Annotated in this window: 14 protein-coding genes; 13 read left to right on the plus strand and 1 reads right to left on the minus strand. The window is 64.5% G+C overall.

The window, feature by feature from the left end:
* Positions 1 to 87: 87 nt before the first annotated feature.
* The 9 genes from H8S23_RS07885 to dcd all read left to right on the plus strand — a co-directional run bounded on the left by H8S23_RS07885 (position 88) and on the right by dcd (position 12,009).
* Positions 88 to 1,368, plus strand: coding sequence for a competence/damage-inducible protein A (locus tag H8S23_RS07885; RefSeq protein ID WP_186887783.1), 1,281 nt, complete (start codon positions 88 to 90; stop codon positions 1,366 to 1,368).
* Between the two features lie 1,028 nt (positions 1,369 to 2,396).
* On the plus strand, positions 2,397 to 3,341 hold the full coding sequence (locus H8S23_RS07890; protein WP_186887784.1) for an NAD-dependent epimerase/dehydratase family protein: 945 nt from the start codon (positions 2,397 to 2,399) through the stop codon (positions 3,339 to 3,341).
* Between the two features lie 19 nt (positions 3,342 to 3,360).
* Positions 3,361 to 4,146, plus strand: a complete 786-nt coding sequence (locus H8S23_RS07895) for a sugar phosphate isomerase/epimerase family protein (protein WP_186887785.1) — start codon at positions 3,361 to 3,363, stop codon at positions 4,144 to 4,146.
* On the plus strand, positions 4,143 to 4,949 hold the full coding sequence (locus H8S23_RS07900; RefSeq protein ID WP_207721108.1) for a glycosyltransferase family 2 protein: 807 nt from the start codon (positions 4,143 to 4,145) through the stop codon (positions 4,947 to 4,949). The genes H8S23_RS07895 and H8S23_RS07900 overlap by 4 nt, the downstream gene beginning before the upstream one ends.
* Before the next feature lie 5 nt (positions 4,950 to 4,954).
* Complete coding sequence (locus tag H8S23_RS07905; RefSeq protein ID WP_186887786.1) at positions 4,955 to 6,082, plus strand: FAD-dependent oxidoreductase; 1,128 nt, start codon at positions 4,955 to 4,957, stop codon at positions 6,080 to 6,082.
* On the plus strand, positions 6,069 to 7,013 hold the full coding sequence (locus tag H8S23_RS07910) for a glycosyltransferase (protein WP_186887787.1): 945 nt from the start codon (positions 6,069 to 6,071) through the stop codon (positions 7,011 to 7,013). Before H8S23_RS07905 ends, H8S23_RS07910 begins: the two co-directional genes overlap by 14 nt.
* Before the next feature lie 279 nt (positions 7,014 to 7,292).
* Positions 7,293 to 9,731 (plus strand): transglycosylase domain-containing protein, encoded by a 2,439-nt coding sequence (locus tag H8S23_RS07915; protein WP_186887788.1) that lies wholly within the window; start codon positions 7,293 to 7,295, stop codon positions 9,729 to 9,731.
* Between the two features lie 56 nt (positions 9,732 to 9,787).
* Positions 9,788 to 11,491 carry a MutS-related protein gene (locus H8S23_RS14190; protein ID WP_186887789.1) on the plus strand — a complete coding sequence of 568 codons (1,704 nt, stop codon included), beginning with the start codon at positions 9,788 to 9,790 and terminating at the stop codon, positions 11,489 to 11,491.
* Positions 11,488 to 12,009, plus strand: coding sequence for a dCTP deaminase (dcd, locus tag H8S23_RS07925; protein WP_186887790.1), 522 nt, complete (start codon positions 11,488 to 11,490; stop codon positions 12,007 to 12,009). The genes H8S23_RS14190 and dcd overlap by 4 nt, the downstream gene beginning before the upstream one ends.
* Before the next feature lie 253 nt (positions 12,010 to 12,262).
* On the opposite strand, the gene spoIID is transcribed toward dcd, so the two are convergent.
* On the minus strand, positions 12,263 to 13,315 hold the full coding sequence (gene spoIID / locus H8S23_RS07930) for a stage II sporulation protein D (protein ID WP_186887791.1): 1,053 nt from the start codon (positions 13,313 to 13,315) through the stop codon (positions 12,263 to 12,265).
* A gap of 156 nt (positions 13,316 to 13,471) precedes the next feature.
* On the opposite strand from spoIID, the gene H8S23_RS07935 reads away from it, so the two are divergent.
* The 4 genes from H8S23_RS07935 (at position 13,472) to H8S23_RS07950 (ending at position 23,581) form a co-directional block, all read left to right on the plus strand.
* Complete coding sequence (locus H8S23_RS07935) at positions 13,472 to 14,821, plus strand: citrate synthase (protein WP_186887792.1); 1,350 nt, start codon at positions 13,472 to 13,474, stop codon at positions 14,819 to 14,821.
* Complete coding sequence (locus tag H8S23_RS07940) at positions 14,818 to 15,657, plus strand: hypothetical protein (RefSeq protein WP_186887793.1); 840 nt, start codon at positions 14,818 to 14,820, stop codon at positions 15,655 to 15,657. The genes H8S23_RS07935 and H8S23_RS07940 overlap by 4 nt, the downstream gene beginning before the upstream one ends.
* A gap of 1,128 nt (positions 15,658 to 16,785) precedes the next feature.
* Positions 16,786 to 20,082, plus strand: coding sequence for a PD-(D/E)XK nuclease family protein (locus H8S23_RS07945; protein ID WP_186887794.1), 3,297 nt, complete (start codon positions 16,786 to 16,788; stop codon positions 20,080 to 20,082).
* On the plus strand, positions 20,075 to 23,581 hold the full coding sequence (locus H8S23_RS07950) for a UvrD-helicase domain-containing protein (protein WP_186887795.1): 3,507 nt from the start codon (positions 20,075 to 20,077) through the stop codon (positions 23,579 to 23,581). The genes H8S23_RS07945 and H8S23_RS07950 overlap by 8 nt, the downstream gene beginning before the upstream one ends.
* Positions 23,582 to 23,754 lie beyond the last annotated feature (173 nt).

Genomic DNA, 23,754 nt, shown 5'->3' on the forward strand with positions numbered 1-23,754 from the left:
CCGCTCACGTGGCTCGCCTGGGCCAAAGATCGTAAAAAGAAAGCCTTTCTGCGGCGGCGGGCCGCAGCAGACGGCAAAGGAGCGGCCATGAAAGCGGAATTGATCTCAGTGGGGACCGAGCTGCTGCTCGGCGATATTTTAAACACCAACGCCCAGTATCTTTCCAAAGAGCTGGCGGCGCTGGGGATCACCGTACACCGGGAAAGCGTGATCGGGGATAACCCCGACCGTCTGGCCCAGCTGGTGGAGGACGCCAAGGGGCGCAGCGACCTGCTGCTGTTCACCGGCGGGCTCGGCCCCACGGGGGACGACCTGACCAAAGAGACCGTGGCCCGGGTCTTTCACGACGAGCTGGTGCTGGACGAGGGCGAGCTGGACAAGATCCGGATGTATTTCGAGTGCCGGGGCGGTATGCCGCACAACAATGAAAAACAGGCCATGGTGCCCAAACGGGGCGAAAAGATCGAAAATACCTGCGGCACGGCGCCGGGCGTTTTGTTCCGGGACGAGGGCTGCACCGCCATCCTAATGCCGGGAGTGCCCCACGAGATGCGGACCATGTTCGAGCGCTCAGTGCGGGGCAGGCTGATGGAGATGGCTGGCGGAGCGATTGTCTCCACCATGCTGCACATCTTTGGGCCGGGCGAGTCCAGCCTGGAGGAGATGGTGGGCGACCTGCTGGAGGGGGCAAACCCCACGGCGGCGCTTTATGCCAAAAACTGCGAGGTGGCGGTGCGGGTCACCGCGCGCGGCGCAGATGAAAAGGAGGCCGCCGCGCTGCGCGACCAGCTCACAGCGCGCTTTCGCGAGCGGCTGGGCGACCTGATCTACAGCGAGGACGCCGAGGGGCTGGAGAACGTCGTGGTGCCGCTGCTGGTGGGCAAACGGCAGCGGCTGGCCACGGCCGAGAGTTGTACGGGCGGCCTGCTGGCCCAGCGGATCACCAGCGTCGGCGGCGCCTCGGAGATGTTCGATTTTGGCGCGGTGACCTATGCCAGCTCCATCAAACGGCGCATTCTGGGCGTCAAGCCCTCTACGCTGAAAAAGTACGGCGCGGTGAGTTCGGTGACGGCAGCCGAGATGGCCTTTGGCATCCAGCGGGAGGCAAAGGCGGATTTCGGCGTGGGCATCACGGGGATCGCGGGGCCGGGCGGCGGTACGGCGGACAAGCCGGTGGGCACCGTTTATGTGGCGGTCAGCACCGGGCACCGGGTGTGGGTGAAGCGCCTGTCGGTAGAGCATTCGGAGCGCAGCAGGGTGCGGCGCATGAGCAGCCAGCACGCGCTGGATATGGTGCGGCGGCTGGCCTTGGGGCTGGAGATCCCCGACGCCCGCTGCTTTGGCAGGCATGCGGCGGAAGAATTTTAAGTGGACGGCTCCGCAGGGTGCGGGGCCGTTCTTTTTCGGTGTTGACCGGGCGCTGCAAATTGCATGAAAAGGACAGGCATGATATACTGATAAAAACCGCAGTTTTGCGCCTCCGCAGCCGGGCGGCCGAAAGGGGACGGTATAGAGTTTTCGTAGCCCCCCGGCGCGCCATAATGAAAATAGCCGGAGGCTATTTTTTAGTAGCCATGCGGCCTGTCCTCAGGCCGCGGCGGATAGAAATAAGTTATTTTTTATTGCGGAGCAATAAAAAATAGCCGGAGGCTATTTTTAGTAGCCATGTGGCCTGTCCTCAGGCCACGGCGGATAGAAATAAGTTGTTTTTTATTGCGGAGCAATAAAAAATAGCTGGAGGCTATTTTTTAGTAGCCATGTGGCCTGTCCTCAGGCCGCGGCGGATAGAAATAAATTATTTTTTATTGCGGAGCAATAAAAAATAGCCGGAGCAAAGCGGAGGCTGCTGTGGGGCTCATTCGTCCGGTCGCCGCGCAAGCGGCGGGGACGGGGGCCGGTCAAGATAAAAAACAGCTGCGCAGCGGCTGCTTTTCTGCGCGCATGGTCCTTTCTGCAGCGGCCAAAGTGGTTTGAATTCCCGTGGGGACCACGGGCCGTCCCTCCGTCACTTTGACCGCGCGTTCCGGCTGTTGCGGGGCGGGCAAAGAACGCGGCCGCTGTGAGGCCCTTTTCTGCGCCGTTTTCTCTTACGCAGCAAGGCTGGGACAGCAGCGGCGGAGGCCGTGCAGGGGCCGCCCGTTTCAGACCGCGGCGGCGTGGCGGCCGCAGCGCGCTGTTTTGGGTGCGGGTGTTTTTTGTGCTTTTGCGGCAGGGCTTTTCTGCGGGAGGTGCGCGGAATACGCAGGGGGCAAACGCGGAGCGCAGGACGGCAAAATGCCCCGCTGCAGGGCCGGAGGGGACGCTTTCCGGCAGCAAAACAAGAAGGCGCCTTTCCGCACAAAAAGCGCGCGGGGCGCACGGGAAACTGAAATTAAAAAAGGAAAGGCGGCTGCCGTATGAGAGACGCGCTGGTGGGGGTCACGGGCTTTGTGGGCGGAAATCTTGCCCAAAGCCACGAGTTTGAGGGGCTTTATCACTCCCGGAATATCGAAGATGCCTTTGGCACGCGGCCGGAGCTGTTGGTCTATGCCGGGGTGCGGGCTGAAAAATACCTTGCCAACACCGATCCTGCTGCGGATATGGCGCTGGTGGAACAGGCGTTTGAAAACATCCGCCGCATCGCGCCGCAGCGGCTGGTGCTCATCTCCACGGTGGATGTGTACGGAACGCCGGCCGGCGTGGATGAGGATACCCCCGTTGAGACGGAGGGGCTGCACCCCTATGGCCTGGACCGCTACCGTCTGGAACAGATGGTGCGGGACGCATGGCCCGACGCGCTGATCGCGCGGCTGCCCGGCCTGTTCGGCCGCGGGCTCAAAAAAAACCTGATCCACGATCTGCTGACGCCGGTCCCCTCGATGCTCAGAGAGGATAAATACCGGGAACTCTGCAGCAAGAGCCCACTGGTGGCGGGCGCTTATCTGCCCGCCCGGACCGGTTTTTTGCAGCTGCGGCAGCTGCCTGCGGCAGAGCAGGCAGCGCTGCGCGGCTTTTTTGAGGGCAACAGCTGGAATGCGCTGTCCTTTACCGACAGCCGGGCGGTCTATCAGTTTTATGATCTGTCCCGGCTCTGGGCAGACCTTAAGATCGCCCTGGACGCGGACCTGACCCTGCTCAATCTGGCCACCGAGCCGGTAGCCGCGGCGGAGATCTGCCGGGCGGCGCTGGGACGCAGCTTCGTCAATGAGCTGCCGGGCGCCCCGGTGCGCTACGACATGCGCACCCTGCACGCCGGGCTGCTGGGCGGCCGGGACGGCTATCTGGCGGACAGGGAACAGGTGCTGGCCGGCGTGCGGGCCTTTATAAAGGAGCAGCGCCGGCTGATGGAGACGGCGACTTGAATGCGGAGGAGGGCGCGGCATGAAACTGTCTGCGAGCAATATCGGCTGGCGGGCCGAAGAGGACGGCGCGGTCTGTGAGACGCTGCGGTCGCTGGGGTTTGCCGGTGTGGAAGCGGCCCCCACCCGCATCTGTCCGGACCGCCCCTATGACCACCCCGAGGCGGCGGCCGCCTTTGCGCAGGCGCTGCGGCAGAGGTACGGCTTTGCGGTGCCCAGCCTGCAGTCGATCTGGTTCGGCCGCACGGAACAGGTTTTCGGCGCCGTGCAGGAGCAGCAGGAGCTGCTGGACTATACCCGGGCGGCGGTGGAATTTGCAGCTGCGGCCGGCTGCCCCAGCTTGGTCTTTGGCTGCCCCAAAAACCGCAGCGTCCCGCCGGACAAGCGGCCGGAGGACGCGGCGCCCTTTTTTCGCGAGATCGGCCGCTATGCGGCAAAGCGGGGCGTGGTCCTGGCGCTGGAGGCAAACCCGCCCCTTTACAACACGAACTTTTTGAACCGGACGGCGGACGCCGTCGCCTATGCACGGTTTCTCGACAGCCCCGGCATCGCGGTGAACCTGGACTTTGGCACCATCCTGCAAAACGGAGAGGGGCTGAAAGCCGCCGCAGACGGGCTGGCGCTTGTCAGCCATATCCATATCAGCGAGCCGGGCCTTGCCCCCGTGGAGCGGCGTCCCCTGCACGGCGAACTTGCGGCGCTGCTGCGGGACAGGGGATACGGGGGATACGTCTCGCTGGAGACAAAAACAACAGAGGCCGCCGCCATCGGGCGGATGGCGGCATATCTGGCGGAGGTGTTCGCTTGAAAAAGATCACCGGGCTTGACGGGGTGCCCGATTTTGAATGTCATGAGTACGGCGGAAAAAGGGCGGAATACTGCCTGCTCATCCCGGTCATCAACGAGGGGGAACGCATCCTCGCGGAGCTGCAGCGGGCCCGCGGCGCAGGGGTGGACAAGCTGACCGACATCATCCTGTGTGACGGCGGCAGCACCGACGGCAGCACCGAAGCCGCGCGGCTTGCGCCGCTGGGGGTGAACAGCCTGCTGGTAAAGACCGGGCCGGGCAGACAGGGCGCACAGCTGCGCACCGGCATCTGGTTTGCCCTGCAGCGGGGTTACCGGGGCGTGCTGACCATCGACGGCAACAACAAGGATTCCATCGAGGACGCGCACCGCTTTGTAGAAAAGCTGGAGGCGGGTTATGACCTGGTGCAGGGCAGCCGTTTTATCCGGGGCGGCCGGGCGGTGAACACGCCGCTCTCCCGCACGCTGGCGGTGCGCTGCATCCATGCGCCCGTCATCAGCCTGACTGCCGGGCACCGCTTTACCGACACCACGAGCGCTTACCGCGCGTATTCCCGCCTTTATCTGACCCACCCGCAGGTGCAGCCGCTGCGGGACGTCTTTTGCGGCTATGAGCTGCTGGCTTATCTGTCGGTGCGCGCCACCCAGCTGGGGCTGCGCGCCTGCGAGGTGCCGGTGACCCGCGCCTATCCGGCAAGGGGCAAAACGCCCACCAAGATCAGCCCCATCCGGGGCAACGCGGACTTGCTGAAGATCCTGTTTGCCAACGCCAGGGGCGTCTATGATCCGCCGAGAAGGGGCTGAGGGGTATGAGCTGGGACAAGATCATCATCGGCGCGGGGCTATACGGCCTTTACTGCGCCCGTTTCTGCGGCCTGCGGGGCGAGCGGGTGCTGGTGCTGGAGGCGGACAGCGGAGCTTTCTGCCGGGCGACCTATATCAACCAGGCGCGGGTACACATGGGGTACCACTATCCGCGCAGTTATTCCACCGCAGTCAAATCGGCCGGGTATTTCCGCCGCTTTCTGGACGATTACGGCTTTTGCGTCCATACAAGCTTCGATCAGGTCTACGCCACCAGCGCAGCGTATTCGTGGACCAATGCGGCGGAGTTTCGGCGCTTTTGCGCCGCCGCAGGCATTCGCTGTGACGACGTGCCCCCCAGCCGCTATTTCAACCCCGGGCTGTGCGACGGGGCTTTCCTCACCGAGGAGTACACCTATGACGCGCAGGTCTTAAAAGAATATTTTCTCAAAGAGCTGGCGGCCCTGCCCAATGTCCGGGTGCAGTACGGTGCGCCGGTGACGGCCATCGAGCAGAAAGCCACCCATTTTGAACTGACGGCAGGGGGCGCCCGGTACGAGAGCGGGTTTGTGGTCAACGCGGCCTATGCGGGGGTGAACACGATCCTCCAAATGCTGGGCTACGAGCCTTTCGGCATCAAATACGAGCTGTGCGAGATCATTCTCTGCACCGTGAGCGAACGGCTGCGGGATGTGGGGATCACGGTGATGGACGGCCCGTTCTTTTCCATCATGCCCTTTGGCAAAACAGGGCTGCACAGCCTGACCAGCGTCACCTTTACCCCGCACAGCACCAGCTACGAGGCCACGCCGCATTTTGCCTGCCAGCAAAAAGAGGGCGCGCTCTGCCGCGGCGGGCTGCTGGGCAACTGCGATGACTGTCCCCATAAGCCGCGCAGCGCCTGGGACTATATGTCCCAGCTGGCGCGCAAATATCTGCGGGAGGAATACGGCTTTGCCTATCAACGGTCGCTGTTCAGCATGAAGCCGATCTTAAAGGCCAGCGAGATCGACGATTCGCGGCCCACCGTGATCCGGACCTTTTCAAAAGCGCCCACCTTTGTGAGCGTTTTATCCGGCAAGATCAATACGGTATACGACATGGAGGAGGTGCTTGCGGATGGCGGGGAATAAGGAGAAGAATTTCGCTTCTGCAGTGGTCTACGTCAAAAATGACGCGGCGCGCATCGGCGGTTTCCTGACGTGCCTTTACGGCATTCTGGAAGAAAATTTTGAGAAGTACGAGATCATCTGCGTCAACGACAATTCGTCGGACGGCAGCGGTGAGGCGATGCGCGCTTTCATGCGGGAAAACAGGCCTGCCCGCCCGCTGACCATCGTCAACCTGAGCATCAGCCAGGGGATGGAGCTGGCCATGAACGCCGGGCTGGACCTTGCCATCGGCGACTTTGTCTTTGAGTTCGACCGCCCGCAGATGGACTATCCGCAAGAGATGGTGATGGAGAGCTACCGCACGGCGCTCACCGGCTTTGATATCGTGTCGGTGGGGCCGCGCCGCACCCCCAGGCTGGCCAGCCGGCTGTTTTACGGCGTGTTCAACCGCTATTCCAAAAGCCAGTACCAGCTGGGCACCGACGTTTTCCGGCTGGTGTCGCGGCGGGCCATCCACCGCGTGCATGCAGTGAACCCCACCCTGGTCTACCGCAAGGCGGCCTACGCGGCCAGCGGGCTGAAGCTGCGGCAGCTGTTTTACGACGACCCGTGCGGCCGTGCGGCCGGGCAAGAGCGGGGCTACCGCACCGATCTGGCCCTTGACTCGCTGGCGCTTTACACCGATGCGGCCTATAAGGTCTCGCTCTCGGTCTCCCTCGTCTTTCTCGCGCTGACCCTGTTCAGCGGCATCTATACGGTGGTGATCTATTTTTCCCGCGCCCATATCGAGGGCTGGACCACCACCATGCTGCTGCTGTCGGGCGGCTTTTTTGGGGTCTTTCTGGTGCTGACCATCGTGGTGAAGTATCTGTCTCTGCTGGTGGGCCTGGTGTTTCGCAGGCAAAAATATCTGGTGGAGTCGGTGGAAAAGCTGCAGGGCGACGAGGGGTGAAACGCGCCCGCCTGCGTCCCTGCCACAGGAGGCGGGCCGCGCGGCGGCCCCGGCGGTCCTTATCCCGCGCCCGGCTCGGGCGGCAGGGGCAAAACGTGCGGCGCGCATGGTTTGCCCCTTTTTTGTGTTTGCGCTCCCCGCCCGCCCGCTTTTTGCCGCGCGGGTCCGTTTTGTGGGGGCAAAGCCGAAAGTTTACAAAATAACCGCGATTTTTGGGCGGGACGGCGGTAAAATAAGGGATAGATTTTGCCCCGCGCAGGGGGAGGGAGGACGGGCCTGATGGGCAAGGATAAAGGGCATCCATATCAGAACGGCTGGGAGCCGGTCGAGCCGCCCAGCATCTTTGACGAGGACTATCTCTTCCCCGGCGGCGCGCAGGAGGGCGGCCTTTATCGGGACGGGACCGCGCCGGAAGAGAAAAAAAGCGCGCGCGGCGCAGCAAAAGAAAAAAAGCGGCGCTCGGGAAAGCCAAAAGCGGCAAGGAAAAACGCGCGGGGCGCCGCGCGGACCCTGCAGCCGGAAAAGGAGGCTCGCAGCCCAAAGCAAAAACGCCCGCGCCGCCGCTCGTGGAAAGCGCGGCTGGTGCTGGCGCTGCTGGCCCTGTTCGTGGTGGGGGCCGGCGGGCTGGCCGCTTATCTGGGCGTCGCCACCTGCAACGACGACCTTTGGCTGGACCTTGACCAGATCCCCTATAAGACCGGGACAGTCGTTTACGCCCGCGAAGAGGTCGGGGACTGGCAGGAGTACGCCGTCCTGCCCTGCACCCAAAACAAGGAATACGTGCCCGGTGAGCAGATGCCCCAGGCGCTGAAAGACGCGTTCGTCGCCGTGGAGGACAAAGATTTTTACAGCCACAGCGGCGTGAACCTGCTGCGCACCGGGTATGCGATCGCCAACGAGCTCAAGCACGCCATTACGGGCAGCTATTTTGGCGGCGAGGACGGCATCAAGGTGGGGGCCTCCACCATCGACCAGCAGCTGGTGAAAAACCTGACGCGGGACGACGACGCGGGAGGGCTGGAGGGCTATCTGCGCAAGTTCCGCGAGATCTGGCGGGCTTTCCGGCTGGATGCGTCCTATGATAAGGAGACGATCCTGGAGGCCTATCTCAACACCATCAGCTTTACCGACAACACGGCCGGGGTGCAGGCGGAAGCCAGAAAGCTGTTCGGCACTACGGTGGACCAGCTCACGCTGGCCCAGTGCGCCAGCCTGGCGGCCATCACCCGCAGCCCGGCCCGCTATAACCCGGTCACCAAGCCGGAAGCCCACCTGGCGCGGCGCAACTATGTGCTGGGAGAAATGCTGGAAGAGGGCTTTATCACCCAGGCCGAATACGACGCGGCGGCGGCGGAGCCGGTGCGGATCACCGGCCCGGGCCGGGATCCGGAGCCCGATCTCACCCCCACCAGCTACTTCACCGACGCGCTGATGGAGGACGTGATCGCGGACCTGATGGACGCGCGCGGCCTGACCCGGGCGGAGGCCACGCGGCTGCTGTATGACGGCGGCCTGCGCATCTATGCCACGGTGGTGCCCTCGCTGCAGAGCGCCATGGAGAACGTCATGGAGGCGGCCGGCGTCTATCCGCGCCCCGGCGTGAGCGTGACCAAACCTCTGGAGGACGCGGACGGCGAGCCGGTGCTGGACGCGGACGGGAACCCGGTCACCGGCCCGGTCACGGTGAGGCCCGAAGCGGCCATGGTCAGCCTCAACTATGAGGGCGGGCTTTGCGCCGTGGTGGGAGGTCTGGGAGAAAAAGAGGTCAGCCGCGGCTTCAACCGGGGCACCCAGGCGCTCCGCCAGGTGGGCAGCACCATGAAGCCCATCGGCGCTTATGTGCTGGCGGTGCAGAACGACAAGATCAACTGGTCCACCGCCTTTGAGGACGGCCCGGTGCGGCAGGTAAAGGACGAGGCCACCGGCGAGTGGAAAGACTGGCCGCGCAATTTTTCGGGCACCTATTCGGACAAGCCGATCCTGGTGGCGGACGCGTTGGCCCGCAGCATCAACACCATCGCGGTGCGGGTGGGCGAAAAGGCGGGGGTGGGCAGCATCTACCGCTTCACAAAAAACGAGCTGGGCATCACCAGCTTTGTCTCTCAGGACAGGGACAGCGGGCCGATGATCCTGGGCTCAAGCACCACCGGCGTCACGCCGGAGCAGATGGCCGGCGCCTACAGTATCTTTGGCAGCGGCGGCAGCTTTACCACCATCCACAGCTATACCAGCGTCACCCGCGGCAGCGGCGGCACGCTGCTGGAGCCGGAGGTAAAGACCCGGCAGGTGATAGACGCCGACACCGCCTATATCATGAACCGGCTGTTGGCCGGCGTGATGCAGGGGCAGGGCACCGGCGCGGGCTATGCGGTAAACGACGGCATGGACTCGGTGGGCAAGACCGGCACCACCAGCGACAACCGGGACCACTGGTTTATCGGCCTGACCCCTTATTATGTCACTGCCAGCTGGTACGGCTACGACGATAATCTGCCGTTGGAGGTCAATTACTCCGCCCATCCACCGACGCTGGCCTGGCGCAATGTGATGCGGGCGGCCCAGCGCGGCCTGCCTGAAAAAGAATTTCCTGTGGATGAGACAGTGGAGCAGATCGAATACTGCACCGTCACCGGCCTGCTGCCGGGGCAGGGCTGTCCCCGCGCCGCCGGCTATTACAAACAGGGCAAGGGGCCGGTAGGGGTCTGCCCGGGACACTGACCGGACGCGTCCTGACTACAAGTCGAACAGAGGGATACAGAGAGGGGGAACAGAGCGTGAACGGTCAATGGATCTTTCTGTCGCTGCTGGCCGCTGCCATGATTTTCTATCTGGTGACAGAAGGGATATTGGGCGCAAAGAAGCGCAGAAAACGGCTGCGTGCGAGTTTTGGCGCGGTGCCGCACAGCGAGTACCGGCGCGCCTCTGTCGCCCGCTACTGGGAGGAACAGCACATGTCGTCCCCCTCAACTGGCGATGTAGATGACCTCACCTGGGGTGATCTCGACCTCGACGCAGTCTTTGAGCGGGTAAACGCCTGTCACACCCTGATCGGTGAAGAGTATCTCTATGCCCTTTTGCACCGCCCGGCGGCAGAGGAGGTGTCCCAGGCGCGGGAGACCCTGATGGCGGAGCTGGAGGACGAGACGTTCCGCTTGCGAATCCAGACGGCACTGGTGCGTCTGGGCAAGAGGATTGGCGTAGAACTGCCAACGGTGCTTTTTCACGCAGGGGAGTTCGCGCTGGATGCGCCGTGGCGGTTTGTCTGCTGTGCGCTGTTGCCCTTTGCGCCGCTGTTCTTTTTGTGGGCGGCGCCAACGCTGGTCACTGCCGCCGTGGCACTCGCACTGGCGAACAATGTCCGCCTTTATCTGAAAACGCAGAAATTGCTGGAAGGGTGGCTGGAGACCCTCAGTTATCTGCTGGCGTCGCTGCGCTGCGCTCGCGCACTGCAGCGGATGCTGGCAGGGCGCTGCCCGGCGCTCGCCGCCCAGCTGGGCGAAGCGCAGCAGATGGAAAGGCGGCTAGGCGCCGGCGCGTCCCTGCTGTCTATTTCCCCTCAGTCCGACCTGTACATGCTGGCCCAGCTTTTCGGCATGCTGACGCTGATCCCGTTGCTGCAATACCAGCGCACGATCTGCCGCCTCAAAAGCGCCGAGCAGGAGCTTGGCCGCTTTTTTGAGTTGCTGGGGGAGATCGACACGGCGGTCTCTGTCCTCTCATACAGGCACAGCCTGCGGGTCTTTACGCGGCCCCAGTTTACCGCAGCGCTGCACGTGCGCGCGCGGGACATGCTGCACCCACTGCTCACGGAAGAGGAGAACGGGGTGCCGAATGATCTGGACCTCGCGGCCAACTGGCTGCTGACGGGCTCAAACGCGTCCGGGAAATCCACCTTCATCAAGGCGGTTGCTATCAACAATATCCTGGCGCAGAGCATCGGCACCTGTACCGCCGAACAGTATGAGCTGAAGCGCGCGCCGGTGGTCACCTCCATGGCGGTGCGAGACGACCTTGCCGCCGGGGAGAGCTACTTTGTGGCCGAAATCCGCTCGATGCGGCGGCTGGTAGAGCTGCTAGAATCCGGAACATCCTTTTACTGTTTTGTGGATGAAGTGCTCAAGGGAACCAACACCACAGAGCGCATCGCATCCTCCTGCGCTGTGTTGAGGTACCTATGCGCGCCGGGATGCCTGTGCATTGCGGCGACCCACGACCTGGAGCTGACGCAGCTGCTGGCGGGGGAGTATGAAAATCACCATTTCAGCGAGCAGGTCAGCCGACAAGGCGTGTGCTTTGACTACCGGCTCAAAGATGGCCCCTGCCGCACCCGCAATGCCATTCGTCTGCTGGAACAGTATCAATTCCCCGCAGCTATTGTGGCAGAAGCACAGGTCCTAGTCGAGAAGAACGAACCGGAAGGGGATGTTCCCCGCGCAGTTGGGAGCATGGAACAGAGAAAAGAGGGAGACGGAAAATGATTCTATCGGGGAAAGAAATCGTAAGACATCTGGGCAAAGAAATCATCATCGAGCCGTTTGACGAGAGAAAGGTGAACCCCAACAGCTATAACCTCACGCTGGCGGACGAGCTGCTGGTCTACGACCAGACGGTGCTGGACATGAAACAGCCGAACTCGACCAGCCGTCTCACCATCCCGGAGGAGGGGCTGGTGCTGGAGCCCCACAGGCTGTATCTCGGCCGCACAGAGGAATACACAAGGACCGAGGGGTATGTGCCGATGCTGGAGGGCCGCTCGTCCACCGGCCGCCTGGGCCTGTTCATCCACGTGACGGCGGGCTTTGGAGACGTGGGGTTTGCGGGCTACTGGACGCTGGAGATCTTCTGCGTCCAGCCCATCCGCATCTATCCGCATGTGGAGATCTGCCAGATCTATTACCACGATATCCATGGCGAGTACGAACCGTACCGCAGCGGCAAATATCAGCACAACACGGGGATCCAGCCCAGCCTGATGTACCGGGATTTTGAAAAGTGAACGGCGTTCCGGCAGGACCTGTCGGAGGGGATAAAAAGCCGCGGGCGGGAGAGCGTTCTCCTGCCCGCGGCTTTTTTATGCGGCGGGATGCGCGCCGCAGGGGACGGCGGCCCCGCGCGGCCGGGCGTTGGACGGCGCTTTCCGCCGGGCAAAAAGCGCCGCCGCTCAGCGCAGGCCGCGGCGCGGCGCACGGACCTGCCGCTGCAGGGCCGCCGCGCGTGCGCGTTTTTCCTTTTTGCGCGCACCGGCCGCCTCAGCCCGCGGCACCCAGCGCGGTGCCCGGGTAGTAGTGGGCCAGGATCTCGGCATAGGTCTTGCCGGTGATGGCCATCGCGTTGGCCCCGTACTGCGAGAGCCCCGCGCCGTGCCCATAGCCCCGGGTGGTGAAAGTGAACTGGTTCTCCGCGTCTACCGACACGTCAAAATCAGCGCTGCGCAGCCCCAGGGCGGCCCGCAGCTCGGTGCCTTTCAGCGTTTGGCCGCCCACCGGCATGGTGGCGATATAGCCCGCTTCGTCCCGCACGGCCTCGCCAAACCAAGTGCCCGGCGCGCCCGAAAGATCCAGCGCCAGAAAGCTGAGATTGAGCCGGTCGTAGACGTCCTGCGAGGACATGGTGACCGTCTGTTCATAGTCCGGGCTGGTCAGGTCCAGCGGGGAATCGACGGTGGACAGATAGGGCAGGGCGGTGCCCCACACGGCCTCGCTGCTCTCGGTCCTGCCGTTGGAGATCGCGTAATAGGTGGTCAGCGCCGCCGCGCCGTCCCAGGTCAGGATCTGCGCGCCGACCTCATCGACCAGGGCAGAGAGATACGCGTAGTTGGCGTCGTATTTGTCGCCCCACAGGGTTTTGAGGCTTTCCGGCTTGATATAGCCCTCATAACCGGCGGGATTCGCCTTGAACCAGGCGCCGTTCAGCGCAGGGTCGGGGGCGGCCAGCTGCGCGTCGCGGTTGGCCAGGGCATAGCTGTGGGCGGCGACGATCTGCGCCTTGAAAGCCTCTTTTTGATAGCTGATGGGCATCTCGCTTGCCGCCGCGCCGATGAGAAAGTCCCGCAGCGAGACCGTCTCCACCTCGCCGGTGGCGCTGTTGAGGATGGGCAGCGTCTGGGAGGCCCAGGCTGCCGGGGCGTCCTGGCCCCCCTGCGGGGCGGAAGACGCCCCCTGCGCGCCCGCGCCGGGCTTTGAGAGCATGGCGGTAAAGGCGTCCACCTGGGGCAGGCCGCCGCCGGAGAGCGCCGCCGCGGCGATGGGCAGCAGCAGCGTGAGCGCCGCGAAGAGCAGCAGGGAGGAAAAAAGCTTTCTCATTTTTCAGCAGTCCTTTCTTTTGACGGGCTTTCAGATCATTTTTTGCCGTATCCGCGCACGACCGGCGGGAAAACTTGCACATCGCCGCCGTTTGGATTATGATAGGGAAGTATAACGGGCGCGGCAAAAACGGCGCCCCACAGAGAGGGTGGTAATGTGTCGGACAAACTGCATTCCTTGGAATATCTATGTGAGGAGTACTTAAAAAATAACTATATCGACCCGGAGATGTCCGAAAAGCTCGGGGTGAAGCGCGGCCTGCGCAATCCGGACGGGACCGGTGTGCTTGCGGGCCTGACCAACGTCTGCGACGTCGTGGGCTACGATATGATCGATGGGGTGCGCACCCCGCGTGACGGCCAGCTGATCTATCGCGGCATCGACGTACAGGATATCGTCAAAGCAGCTTATGCCGAGGACCGCTTTATCTTTGAGGAGGTCATCTGGCTGCTGCTGTTCGGCAGCCTGCCCACCGCCGAGGAACTGGCGGACTTCAAGGTCACGATGGAGGAGAGCCGCGGCCTGCCTGAAAATTTTGTCGAGGACATGATCATCAAGGCACCCTCGCCCAATATCATGAACAAAATGCAGCGCAGCGTGCTGGCGCTGTACAGTTATGACGACGACGCCGAGATCCAGACGCTGAAAAATATCCTGCGCCAGTCGGTGGTGCTCATCTCGTCCCTGCCCACCATCATGGTCAACGCCTACCAGGTCAAGCGCCGCGTCTATGACAAAAAGAGCATGTATTTCCACATGCCCAAGCCCGGCCAGAGCACGGCGGAGCACATCCTGCGCACCTACCGGGCGGACCGCAAATTCACCCACGAGGAAGCAAAGCTGCTGGACCTGTGCATGGTGCTGCACGCGGACCACGGCGGCGGCAACAACTCGACCTTTGCCTGCCGCGTGCTGTCCTCCACCGGCACCGACACCTATTCGGCCATCGCCGCAGGCATCGGCAGCCTGAAAGGCCCCAAGCACGGCGGCGCCAACATCAAGGTCATGGAGATGCTGGACGATATCAAGGCGAACGTGCGGGATTATGACGACGACACCGAGATCAAGGAATACCTGCGCCGGCTGATCCGCAAACAGGCGGGGGACCGCAGCGGCCTGATCTATGGCATCGGGCACGCGGTGTATACCAAAAGCGACCCGCGCGCGGTCATTCTGCGCACCAACGCCGAGCACCTGGCCTACGAGCAGGGCTTTGGGGACGATTTCAAGCTGCTGTGCGCGGTGGAGCGGCTGGCGCCGCAGGTCTTTGCGGAGGAAAAGGGCAACAAGAACGTCTGCGCCAACGTGGACCTGTACAGCGGCCTGATCTACCGCATGCTGGGCCTGTCGGTGGACCTGTACACCCCGCTGTTCGCCATCAGCCGCATCCCCGGCTGGTGCGCCCACCGCATCGAGGAAGTCGTCTTTGCCAACCGCATCATACGTCCGGCTTACAAGTACCTGGGCGTGCGCCAGCGCTATGTCAGCCTGGAGGACCGCCGATGAGCCTGTGTGTCTTTTGTGTGCTGCTTTGTCTTGCGTCCGGGGGCGTGTTTTTTGCCGACTACGCGCTGTTTACCGACCCAAGCACCGGCTTTGCCGCCATGGGCAGCGTCTGGCTGCGGTACGCTTTTTTGGCGCTGCTGTTGTTCCTTATCTGGTTTTTCAGCCTTTCCATCCGGCGGCGGTCCCGGCCTGAGCGCGGTTACCGCAGCCGGGTGATGACGGCTGCTTTTGGCCTGCAGGCGCTCTCCTTTTTTGCGTCGGGGCTGCTGCTGTCGGTATCCGGCGTGTCCGCCCTGCTGGGCGGCGCCTCGCTCACCGATCCCGTCACCGGCCGCCTGACCTTTGATATCGCCGGCCTTGTGCTGTCGGTGCTTTATCTCATCGCCGGCCTTTGGTGTACGGCCTGCTGCGGCTGTTTTGCCAAGGGGCTTCCCCAGCCTGTCTCCGGCCTGGCGCTGGGCATCGTGGCCACGGTCTCGTTTTTCCTGCTCTGTGTCAAGAGGTTCGTGGTCTCGCCCACCAGCATCCAACGGGTGATGCCCACCGTGGACATCCTCACCGCCATGCTGGCCATGCTGCTGTGCTGCGCTCTGCTGCGGGCGCTGTATCTGCCCGAGGACGCGCGGGAGGGGCGCAAGCTGTATTTCTGGGGGCTGGCGGCATTTTTGTTCTGCTTTTGCCTCACCGGGGCGAAGCTGCTTTACCTGCTGACCTTTGATACCGTGTCGGTCGCAGACGCCGCCGATCTGCCGGTGCTGACCTTTGGGCTGCTGGGCGGCGCGCTGGCGTTTCGCATGGTGCGGGTCGCCCGTAGGGTTCCTCCACAGCTTAAGTGACTTGGGGTTACGGATGCATAAGGGAGAATGGCGCAGCCATTCTCGCCGGGGTGTGCGGCGGGCGAGAAACGGAAGTATATAGGCTTTATCGCATCCCCTCGTGCCCTGCAAATATGCCAGACCGGAAATAGAAGCTTGCCTGGCCTGCCTGTGGTGTCGGTGTGTTTTGTAGAAAAAGTCCTGCGCGCGGAACTTTTATGGGCTGCGGCGGACGGGGCGCAGGGAGAAAACTGCGGCAGACTGCGGCGGCAGGCGTCACCCGGAAGCCTTTGCCTTTTCTCACGTCGTTTTGAGTTTCCATTTCCTGTCATTGACCTTTTGAGGACCAGCGTTTACAATAAAACCAGCGGCTTTTGCCGCTGGTTTTGTTTTTTAACACCCATGTGGCCCGTCCTCGGGCCAGGGCGCATCGAGATAAGTTTTTTATTGCGGAGCAATAAAAAATAGCCGTAAGGCTATTTTTTCGGCCATTCGCCCGGTTGCCGCGTAAACAGCGAGGGCGAGGCCATCAAGATAAGTTTTTTTATTGCGAAGCAATAAAAAATAGCCGTAAGGCTATTTTTTCGGCCATCCGCCCGGTTGCCGCGTAAGCGGCGAGGGCGAGGCCATCAAGATAAGTTTTTTTATTGCGAAGCAATAAAAAATAGCCGTAAGGCTATTTTTTCGGCCATCCGCCCGGTTGCCGCGTAAGCGGCGAGGGCGAGGCCATCAAGATAAGTTTTTTTATTGCGAAGCAATAAAAAATAGCCGTAAGGCTATTTTTTCGGCCATCCGCCCGGTTGCCGCGTAAGCGGCGAGGGCGAGGCCATCAAGATAAGTTTTTTATTGCAAAGCAATAAAAAATATCCGGGGCAAAGCGGAGACTTTTTTCGGTCACCCGGTTGCCGCATAACCGGCGGGGACGCGGCCATTGGGATCCACGGCTCATCTCACTGACTTCTGTTGTCCCCTGCTATGCGGCAGCGCGGGCGGGAGAGAAAAGGGCTCTGCCCGGAGCTGTGCCCTAGCTTTTGCGCCCCGGCAGGGCCGATCTTCACGGCCGCGCCTGCTCCTCAGGGGCGGGCGGCGCGCAAAAGACAAACTGGGGCTGTTTTTTGTCCGATTTTTATAGAAAAAGGGGGCGGCGTTTTGCTGCAGCTTATTTTGGGAACAGGCGGGTCCGGCAAGACCACCGAGCTGTTGCAGCGGGTGCAGCAGCGGGCCGGGCAGGGCAAGCGCTGCCTTTATCTGGTGCCCGAGCAGTTCAGCCAGACGGCGGAGCTGCTGCTTTACGACGCGCTGGGAGACCGGCTTTCCGCCTTTGCGGAGGCGGTGTCTTTCCGCACGCTGGCCGAGCGCATTGAGAGGGAGTGCGGCGGCCAGGCGCTGCCCACCCTCACCGACGCGGGCAGATGTGTGTTTGTGCGGCGGGCTATCACCTCGCTGGGCGAGGAGGTGCGCTATTACCGCCGCCACCGCCACAATACCGCGTTTCTGGCAGAGTGTGCGGCAGCGATCGGCGAGCTCAAAACGGCCGGGGCGTCCAGCGGTCTGCTGGCGGATGCCGCGGCGCGGGCGGGCAGCGAAAAGCTGGCCGAGCTCTCGCTGATCTATGCCGCCACCGAGGCGGCGATGGAGGGCAAGGCCATCGACCCCAGCGACCGGGTCAGCCGCGCGGCGGAACAGCTGCTGCCGGGCCTGTTTGCAGACGTCTGGTTTTATGTGGACGACTTTGACGGCTTTACTGCGCCGCAATATGCGCTGCTGCGCCGGCTGATGCCGTGGGCGGAGGGGGTGACGGTGACCCTTTGCTGCGACGGCCTCAGCGATGCGGAGGGCGGGTTCGGCCTCTTCAGCCCGGTCAAAAAGACGGCGCAGCGGTTGATCCGGCTGGCGAAAGCCGAGGGGGAAACGGTGGAGACGCCCACCGTGCTGCGCGGGAACCGGCGTGCGGCCCGGCCTGGCCTGGCGGCGGTGGAACTGCTGCTCACCGGCGCGGCAGACGACGGGCCGCTGCCCGCCGAGGGGGTCACGCTGGACCGGCCCGCCACCCGTGAGGAGGAGTGCGCCCGGGTGGCGGCCGCGATCCGAGCCCTGGCGGAGAGCGGCACGCGCTACAGCGAGATCGCCGTCGTCTGCCGCCTGCTGGAGGATTTTCGCGCCCCACTGCAGGCGGCGCTGGCGCGCCAGCAGATCCCGTTTTTCTTTGACCGCTCGGTCACGGCGGAGTACACCGCGCCCGTGGCCTTTCTGCGGGCGGCACTGGGGCTGGCACGGGGCGGCGTTTCCACCCGCTATCTGCTGGCTTTGCTCAAGACCGGGCTGTGCGGCGTGCCGGTGGAGGCGGTCTCGGCGCTGGAAAACTACGCCTTTACATGGCAGCCCAGCGCCGCGGCCTGGCGCGAGCCGTTCACCCTCAACCCGGCCGGACTGGGCCGGGAACTGAGGCCGGAGGACGAGGCCGAGCTGGAACTGGCTGAGACGGCCCGGCAGGCGGTGATGGGGCCGGTGCTCGACTTTCTGGAGCACGTCAAAAACCCCACAGGGCTTTCGCTCTCCCGCAGGCTCTACCTGCTGCTGGCGGCCTTTGACGCCCCGGCACAGCTCTCGGCCACCGCGGCTGCCCTGCGCGCCGCCGGCGAGGAGGAGGCGGCCGACGATGCGCTGCGCATGTGGGACGTGGCGATGGAAGATCTGGACGAGATGGCGCGGCTTTTGGGAGAGGACCGGGTCGCGCCGGGCGAATATGACGAACTGTTGGTGCTGCTGGTGCGCAGCGCCGAGGTGGGGCGGGTGCCCCGCACCATGGACAGCGTGCTGGTGACCGCCGCGGACCGCATGCGGCTGACCTCGCCCCAGCACGTTTTTGTCCTGGGGCTGACCGAGGGGGATTTTCCCAAACAGGTAGGGGCCAGCGGCCTGCTGACCCATGCGGACCGGGAACTGCTGGTGGGCGAGGGCATCGAAATGCCCGGCGGCTTTGAAAACCGTGTGCTGCAGGAACAGATGTTTTTTTACCGGGCGCTCACTGCGCCGCGGGAGGGGCTTTGGCTCACCGCGCCCCAGACCGTGAACGGGGAGCCCAAAAGCCTCAGCGCCCCCGCCGCGGCGCTGGCCCAGCGGCTTTGTCCCCCTGCGCCGGCGCCCGGGGTGGATCAGCTCTGCGCCGCCCCCCCGGCCGCGCTGGCCGGCTATGCGGCGCGCTACCGGCAGGACGACCCCGTCACCGCGGCGCTGGCCCGGGCGCTGCAGGGCCAGCCGGAACAGGCCGCGCTGCTGGCGGTGCTGGAGCGGGCTGCGCGTCCCCGCAGGTTCGGGGTGGAGGACACGGCCGTGCTGCGCCGCCTGCTGGGCGGCAGGATGAGCCTGTCCCCCACCCGGGTAGAGCGGTATTACAGCTGCAGCTACGCCTATTTTCTCGAATATGTGCTGCGCCTGCGGGTGCGCCGCAAGGCGGAGCTGTCCCCCATCGAGAGCGGCAGCTTCGTCCACTACGTGCTGGAAAACGCGCTGCGGCGCACCGGCGCATCCTTTCTGGACAAAACCGAGGAGGAGCTGTCCGCCCTGTCGGACGAGCTGTGCGACGAATACGTCCGCAGCAACATCCCGGCCGCGGTCTCAGAGGGCAAACGGTTCGGCTATCTGGTGAGCCGCATCAAGGAAAACACCGCGCGGCTGCTCTGCTTTATGCAGAGGGAACAGCGGCAGAGCGGCTTTCACCCGGAAGCGTTCGAGCTGCCCATCGCGCCGGAAAGCGGGGTAAAACCGCTTTCGCTGGTCACGCCGGACGGCGACCGGGTGCAGGTGGTGGGCAAGGTGGACCGGGTGGACACCATGCAGCGGGAGGGGGTCACCTATCTGCGGGTGGTGGACTACAAGACCGGCGGCAAGGAGTTCAGCCTGGACGACGTCTGGTGCGGGCTGAACCTGCAGATGCTGCTCTATCTGTTCAGCCTCTGCGCGGACAGCGGCGGCCCCTTTGCGGGCGCGGTGCCCGCCGGGGTGCTCTATCTGTCCGCCGACCCGCCGCCGCCCCTGCTGGACAGGCAGGAGGCTGCGTCCTACGAGCCGCTGTACCGGGTGGACGGGCTGGTGCTGGACGATGATATGGTGCTGCGCGCCATGGACCATGAGGGGAGCGGGGCCTTTATCCCGGTGGGCCGCACTTCCACCGGCAGGCTGCGCAAAAGCAAAAAACTGGCGGATCTGGAAAAACTGGGCCGCATCGAGCGCCGGATCGAAGATCTGGTGCGCGAGATGGCGGCCGGGCTGTATGTGGGCGGCGTGGACGCCCGGCCGCTGGTGAAGCAGAACAGCCGGCCCTGCGACTGGTGCGATTATCGCAGCATCTGCCGCCATGTGGACGGCAGAAACGAGCGGCAGATCGCCGCGCCGAAAGATGCCTTTGAGGCACAAGAGGGAAAGGAGGGGAACGCCGGTGCCTGAGTGGACACGCGAACAGGAGATCGCCATCAAGGACAGCGGCGGGGCGCTGCTGGTCTCCGCCTCCGCGGGCAGCGGAAAAACCGCGGTGCTGGTGGAGCGCGCGCTGCGGCTCATCGCCGGGCCGGACCCTGTAGACGCGGACCGGCTGCTGATCCTCACCTTTTCCAACGCCGCAGCGGCGGAGCTGCGCAGCCGTCTGGGCCTCAAGCTGGAAGAGCGCATCCGCGCGCAGCCCGCCGACCTGAAGCTGCGCCGCCAGCAGATGCTGCTGCAGCGGGCCAGCATCTCGACGGTCAGCGCTTTCTGTATGCAGCTGCTGCGGGAGCATTTCAGCAGCCTGGACATCCCGCCGGATTTTACAGTCGCGGACGACGCGGCGGTCTATGAACTGCGGCAGTCGGTGCTGGCCGAAGTGCTGGAGGAATCGTATCAAAAGCCGGACTTCGCCGCTTTTGCGTCCATTTTCGGCCGCGCGCGCAGCGACCGTCAGGCGGGGGAGGCTCTGCTGGCAGTCTATGACCATCTGCGGGCGCTGCCGTTTTTTGACCGGGCGCTGGGCCAGCTGCTGGCCCTGTACGACCACGACGGCCCGGCGGCGGAAAGCCCCTGGGGGGCCGAGCTGCTGCGCGGCGCGCGGGAGGGCGCGGGGGCGGCGCTGGCTCTCTGCGGCGCGGCGCTGCGGGTGGTGGACGCAGAGCCCGCACTGGCCGCCTATCGCCCCGCCCTTGAGGGGGACCGCGCCTGCTTTGAGCGGGTGCGCGACCTGCTGGCCCGGGGGGACTGGGACGGCGCGCGGGCGCTGCTGGCGGGGTACACGCCCGGCAAGCTGTCGCCGGTGCGCGGTTTTGACGGGCCGGCAAAGCAGTTGGCGCAGGACCTGCGCGCGGGCGTTAAGGCGCAGGCGGCGGCGATCCTGGAAGATCAGCTGCTCTGCGGCGAAGAGGAATTCCGGCAGGATATCGTCGCCGCGCGGCCGCTGGTGGCGGCCCTCTGCGAGGCGGTGCGCCTGTTTGACGAGCGCTTTTTTGCGGCAAAGCTGGCGGACAAGGTGCTGGAATTTTCCGATTTTGAGCATCTGGCGCTGCGGCTGCTGGCGGGCGAGGACGGCGCCCCCACCCCCCTGGCCGCCGAGGTGCGGGGCAGGTTCGACGCGGTGATGGTGGACGAATACCAGGACACCAACGCGATCCAGGATCTGCTGTATCATCTGCTGGCCGCGCCCGACGGCTCCGATCTGTTTTTTGTGGGCGATGTCAAGCAGAGCATTTATCGGTTCCGCAAGGCGATGCCGGAGATCTTCATCGAGAAAAAAGACCGCTTTGCCCCCTATGACGGCGCGCATTATCCGGCCAGCCTGATCCTGGAGCACAATTTCCGCTCATCCAAAGGGGTCATCGAGGGCATCAACTATTTCTTTTCCCAGTTGATGAGCCGCCAGGTGGGCGAGCTGGACTACAGCGGCGGAGAGCTGCTGCTGCCGGGGTCCGGCGCGCAGGATACGGGCCTGCCCGGCGCAGAGCTGCTGGTGGTGGATGCGGCGGAGAACCCGGCTTTCGGCGAGGCGGACGCGGTGGCGGAGCTGATCGTGCGCATGGTGCGCGAGGGCGCGCCGGTGCGCGGCGGTGACGGGGCGCTGCGCCCCTGCGGTTTTGGCGATTTTTGCATCCTGCTGCGCTCCCCGCGCGGTGCGGCGGCGGCGTTTGCCGACGCGCTGGCGGCGCGGGGCGTGCCGGCGCACACCGACCTTGGCGACGGCATTTTGACCCTGCCCGAGGTGCAGCCCATGATCGCGGCGCTGCGGGTGCTGGACAATCCCGCCCAGGACGTGCCGCTGGCGGCGCTGATGACCTCCCCCATGTTCGATTTTTCCAGCACGGAGCTGGCGCGGCTGCGGGCGCAGACGCCCGAGGGCAGCCTGTTCGGCGCGGTGTCCCGCAGCGCGGAGCCAAAAGCGCGGGCCTTTTATGAAAAGCTGATGACCCTGCGCAGCGAGGCGGCCTTTTTGCCGGTGGACGCGGTGTGCGAAAAACTGCTGGCCGACACCGGATATCTGCTGGCCGTGCAGGTGGCGGAGGGCGAGGGGGACGCGGGCGAGACGCGGCGGTCCGCGCTTTTGGAGTTTGTGCGCATGGCGGCGGGCTATGCCGCCGCGGGCAGCGGCGGGCTGTCCGGCTTTCTGCGCAGCGTGGACAACGCCCTGCTGGCAAAAAGCCGCCCCGCCGCAGGCGGTGCAAAGCCCCCGGCGGGCACGGTGAGCATCCTCAGCATCCATCGCTCCAAGGGGCTGGAATACCCGGTCTGCATCCTGGCCGATACGGCCCGGCAGTTCAATAAAAAGGATCTTTACACCGCGCCGGTGCTGCGCCATACCCTGCTGGGGGTGGGGCTATGCCTGCGCGGCAAAAACGGCGCGCGTTATCCCACCGCGCCCCAGAGAGCCATCCGCCAGGCGCTGCTGCGCGAGCAGCTGTCGGAGGAGATGCGGGTGCTCTATGTGGCCCTTACCCGCGCCAGGGACAGGCTTTTCCTGACGGCGGCCAGCAAGGACCCGGCGCGGATGCTGGGGCGGCTGGCGGTGACCCTGCTGGGCGCGGGAGGGCTCACTCCGCAGGTGGCGGCGGGGGCGGGCAGCTTTGCCGACTGGCTGTGCATGGCGGCGCTGCTGCATCCGCAGGCAGAGGAACTGCGGGCCGCTGCGGGCGCGGCACAGCTGCCGCTGGCCGCTGCGCCGCAGGGCTCGCTGTCGGCCCGGCTGGTCAAAGCGCCCCTCCATCCCGAGGGGGAGGCCGCCGGCACGCAGCCCGCAGGGCGCACGGCGGCCCCGGACCCGGAGCTGCTGGAGGCGCTGCAGCGCCATTTTGCCTGGCGCTATCCGCGGGAGGCGCTGCTCTCGGTTCCGGCCAAGGTGTCGGTCTCCTCGCTGGTACACGCTGCGCGGGACGAGGCGGAGACCCCGCTCCGGCGCCCCTCTTTCATATACTCGTCCGGCCTCTCCGCCGCAGAGCGGGGCACGGCGCTGCACGCGGTGCTGCAGTACGCCGACTTTGCCGCCGCGCGCCGCGATCTCAGGGCCGAGCTGGAGCGGCTGGTGCGGGAGGGACGGGTGAGCGAGATCACGGCGGCCGCTGCCGACCGCGCGGCGCTGCAGACCTTTTTCCGCTCGCCCCTGATGGAGCGCATGCTCTCCGCCGACCGGCTGCTGCGCGAGTACGCCTTTTTTACCCGCATCCCGGCCGGCAGCGCCGCGGCCCTCGCCGGCCCGCTGGCTTATGAGCCGGTGCTGGTGCAGGGTGTGGCCGACTGCGTGATCGAAAAGGACGGCGAGCTGGCCCTGGTGGACTACAAGACCGACCGCAATAAAACGCCGGAACAGCTGCGCGACCTTTACGCGCCCCAGCTGGCCCTTTACCGCGAGGCCCTGCAGCGCCGTCTGGGCCTGCCCGTGGGACGGTGCAGCCTGTACGCCTTTGCCCTGGGCCGCGAGATCGAGGTGTTCTAAGCGGACGCCGCAGAGAAAAGCGGGCTGCGCACCGTCACCTGACAAAATAGACCTGCGCGGGCGCCGGGGGAGATCCGGCACCCGCGCCCTGAAAGCAGCAGAAAAACCGTTACCGGCTCTCCGGACTGTTTTGCCCGGAGAGCCGGATCTTTTTATTTTCCGGCTGGGCATTT

It is taken from the genome of Anaerofilum hominis (genome assembly GCF_014287275.1).
GTDB lineage: Bacteria > Bacillota > Clostridia > Oscillospirales > Ruminococcaceae > Pygmaiobacter > Pygmaiobacter hominis.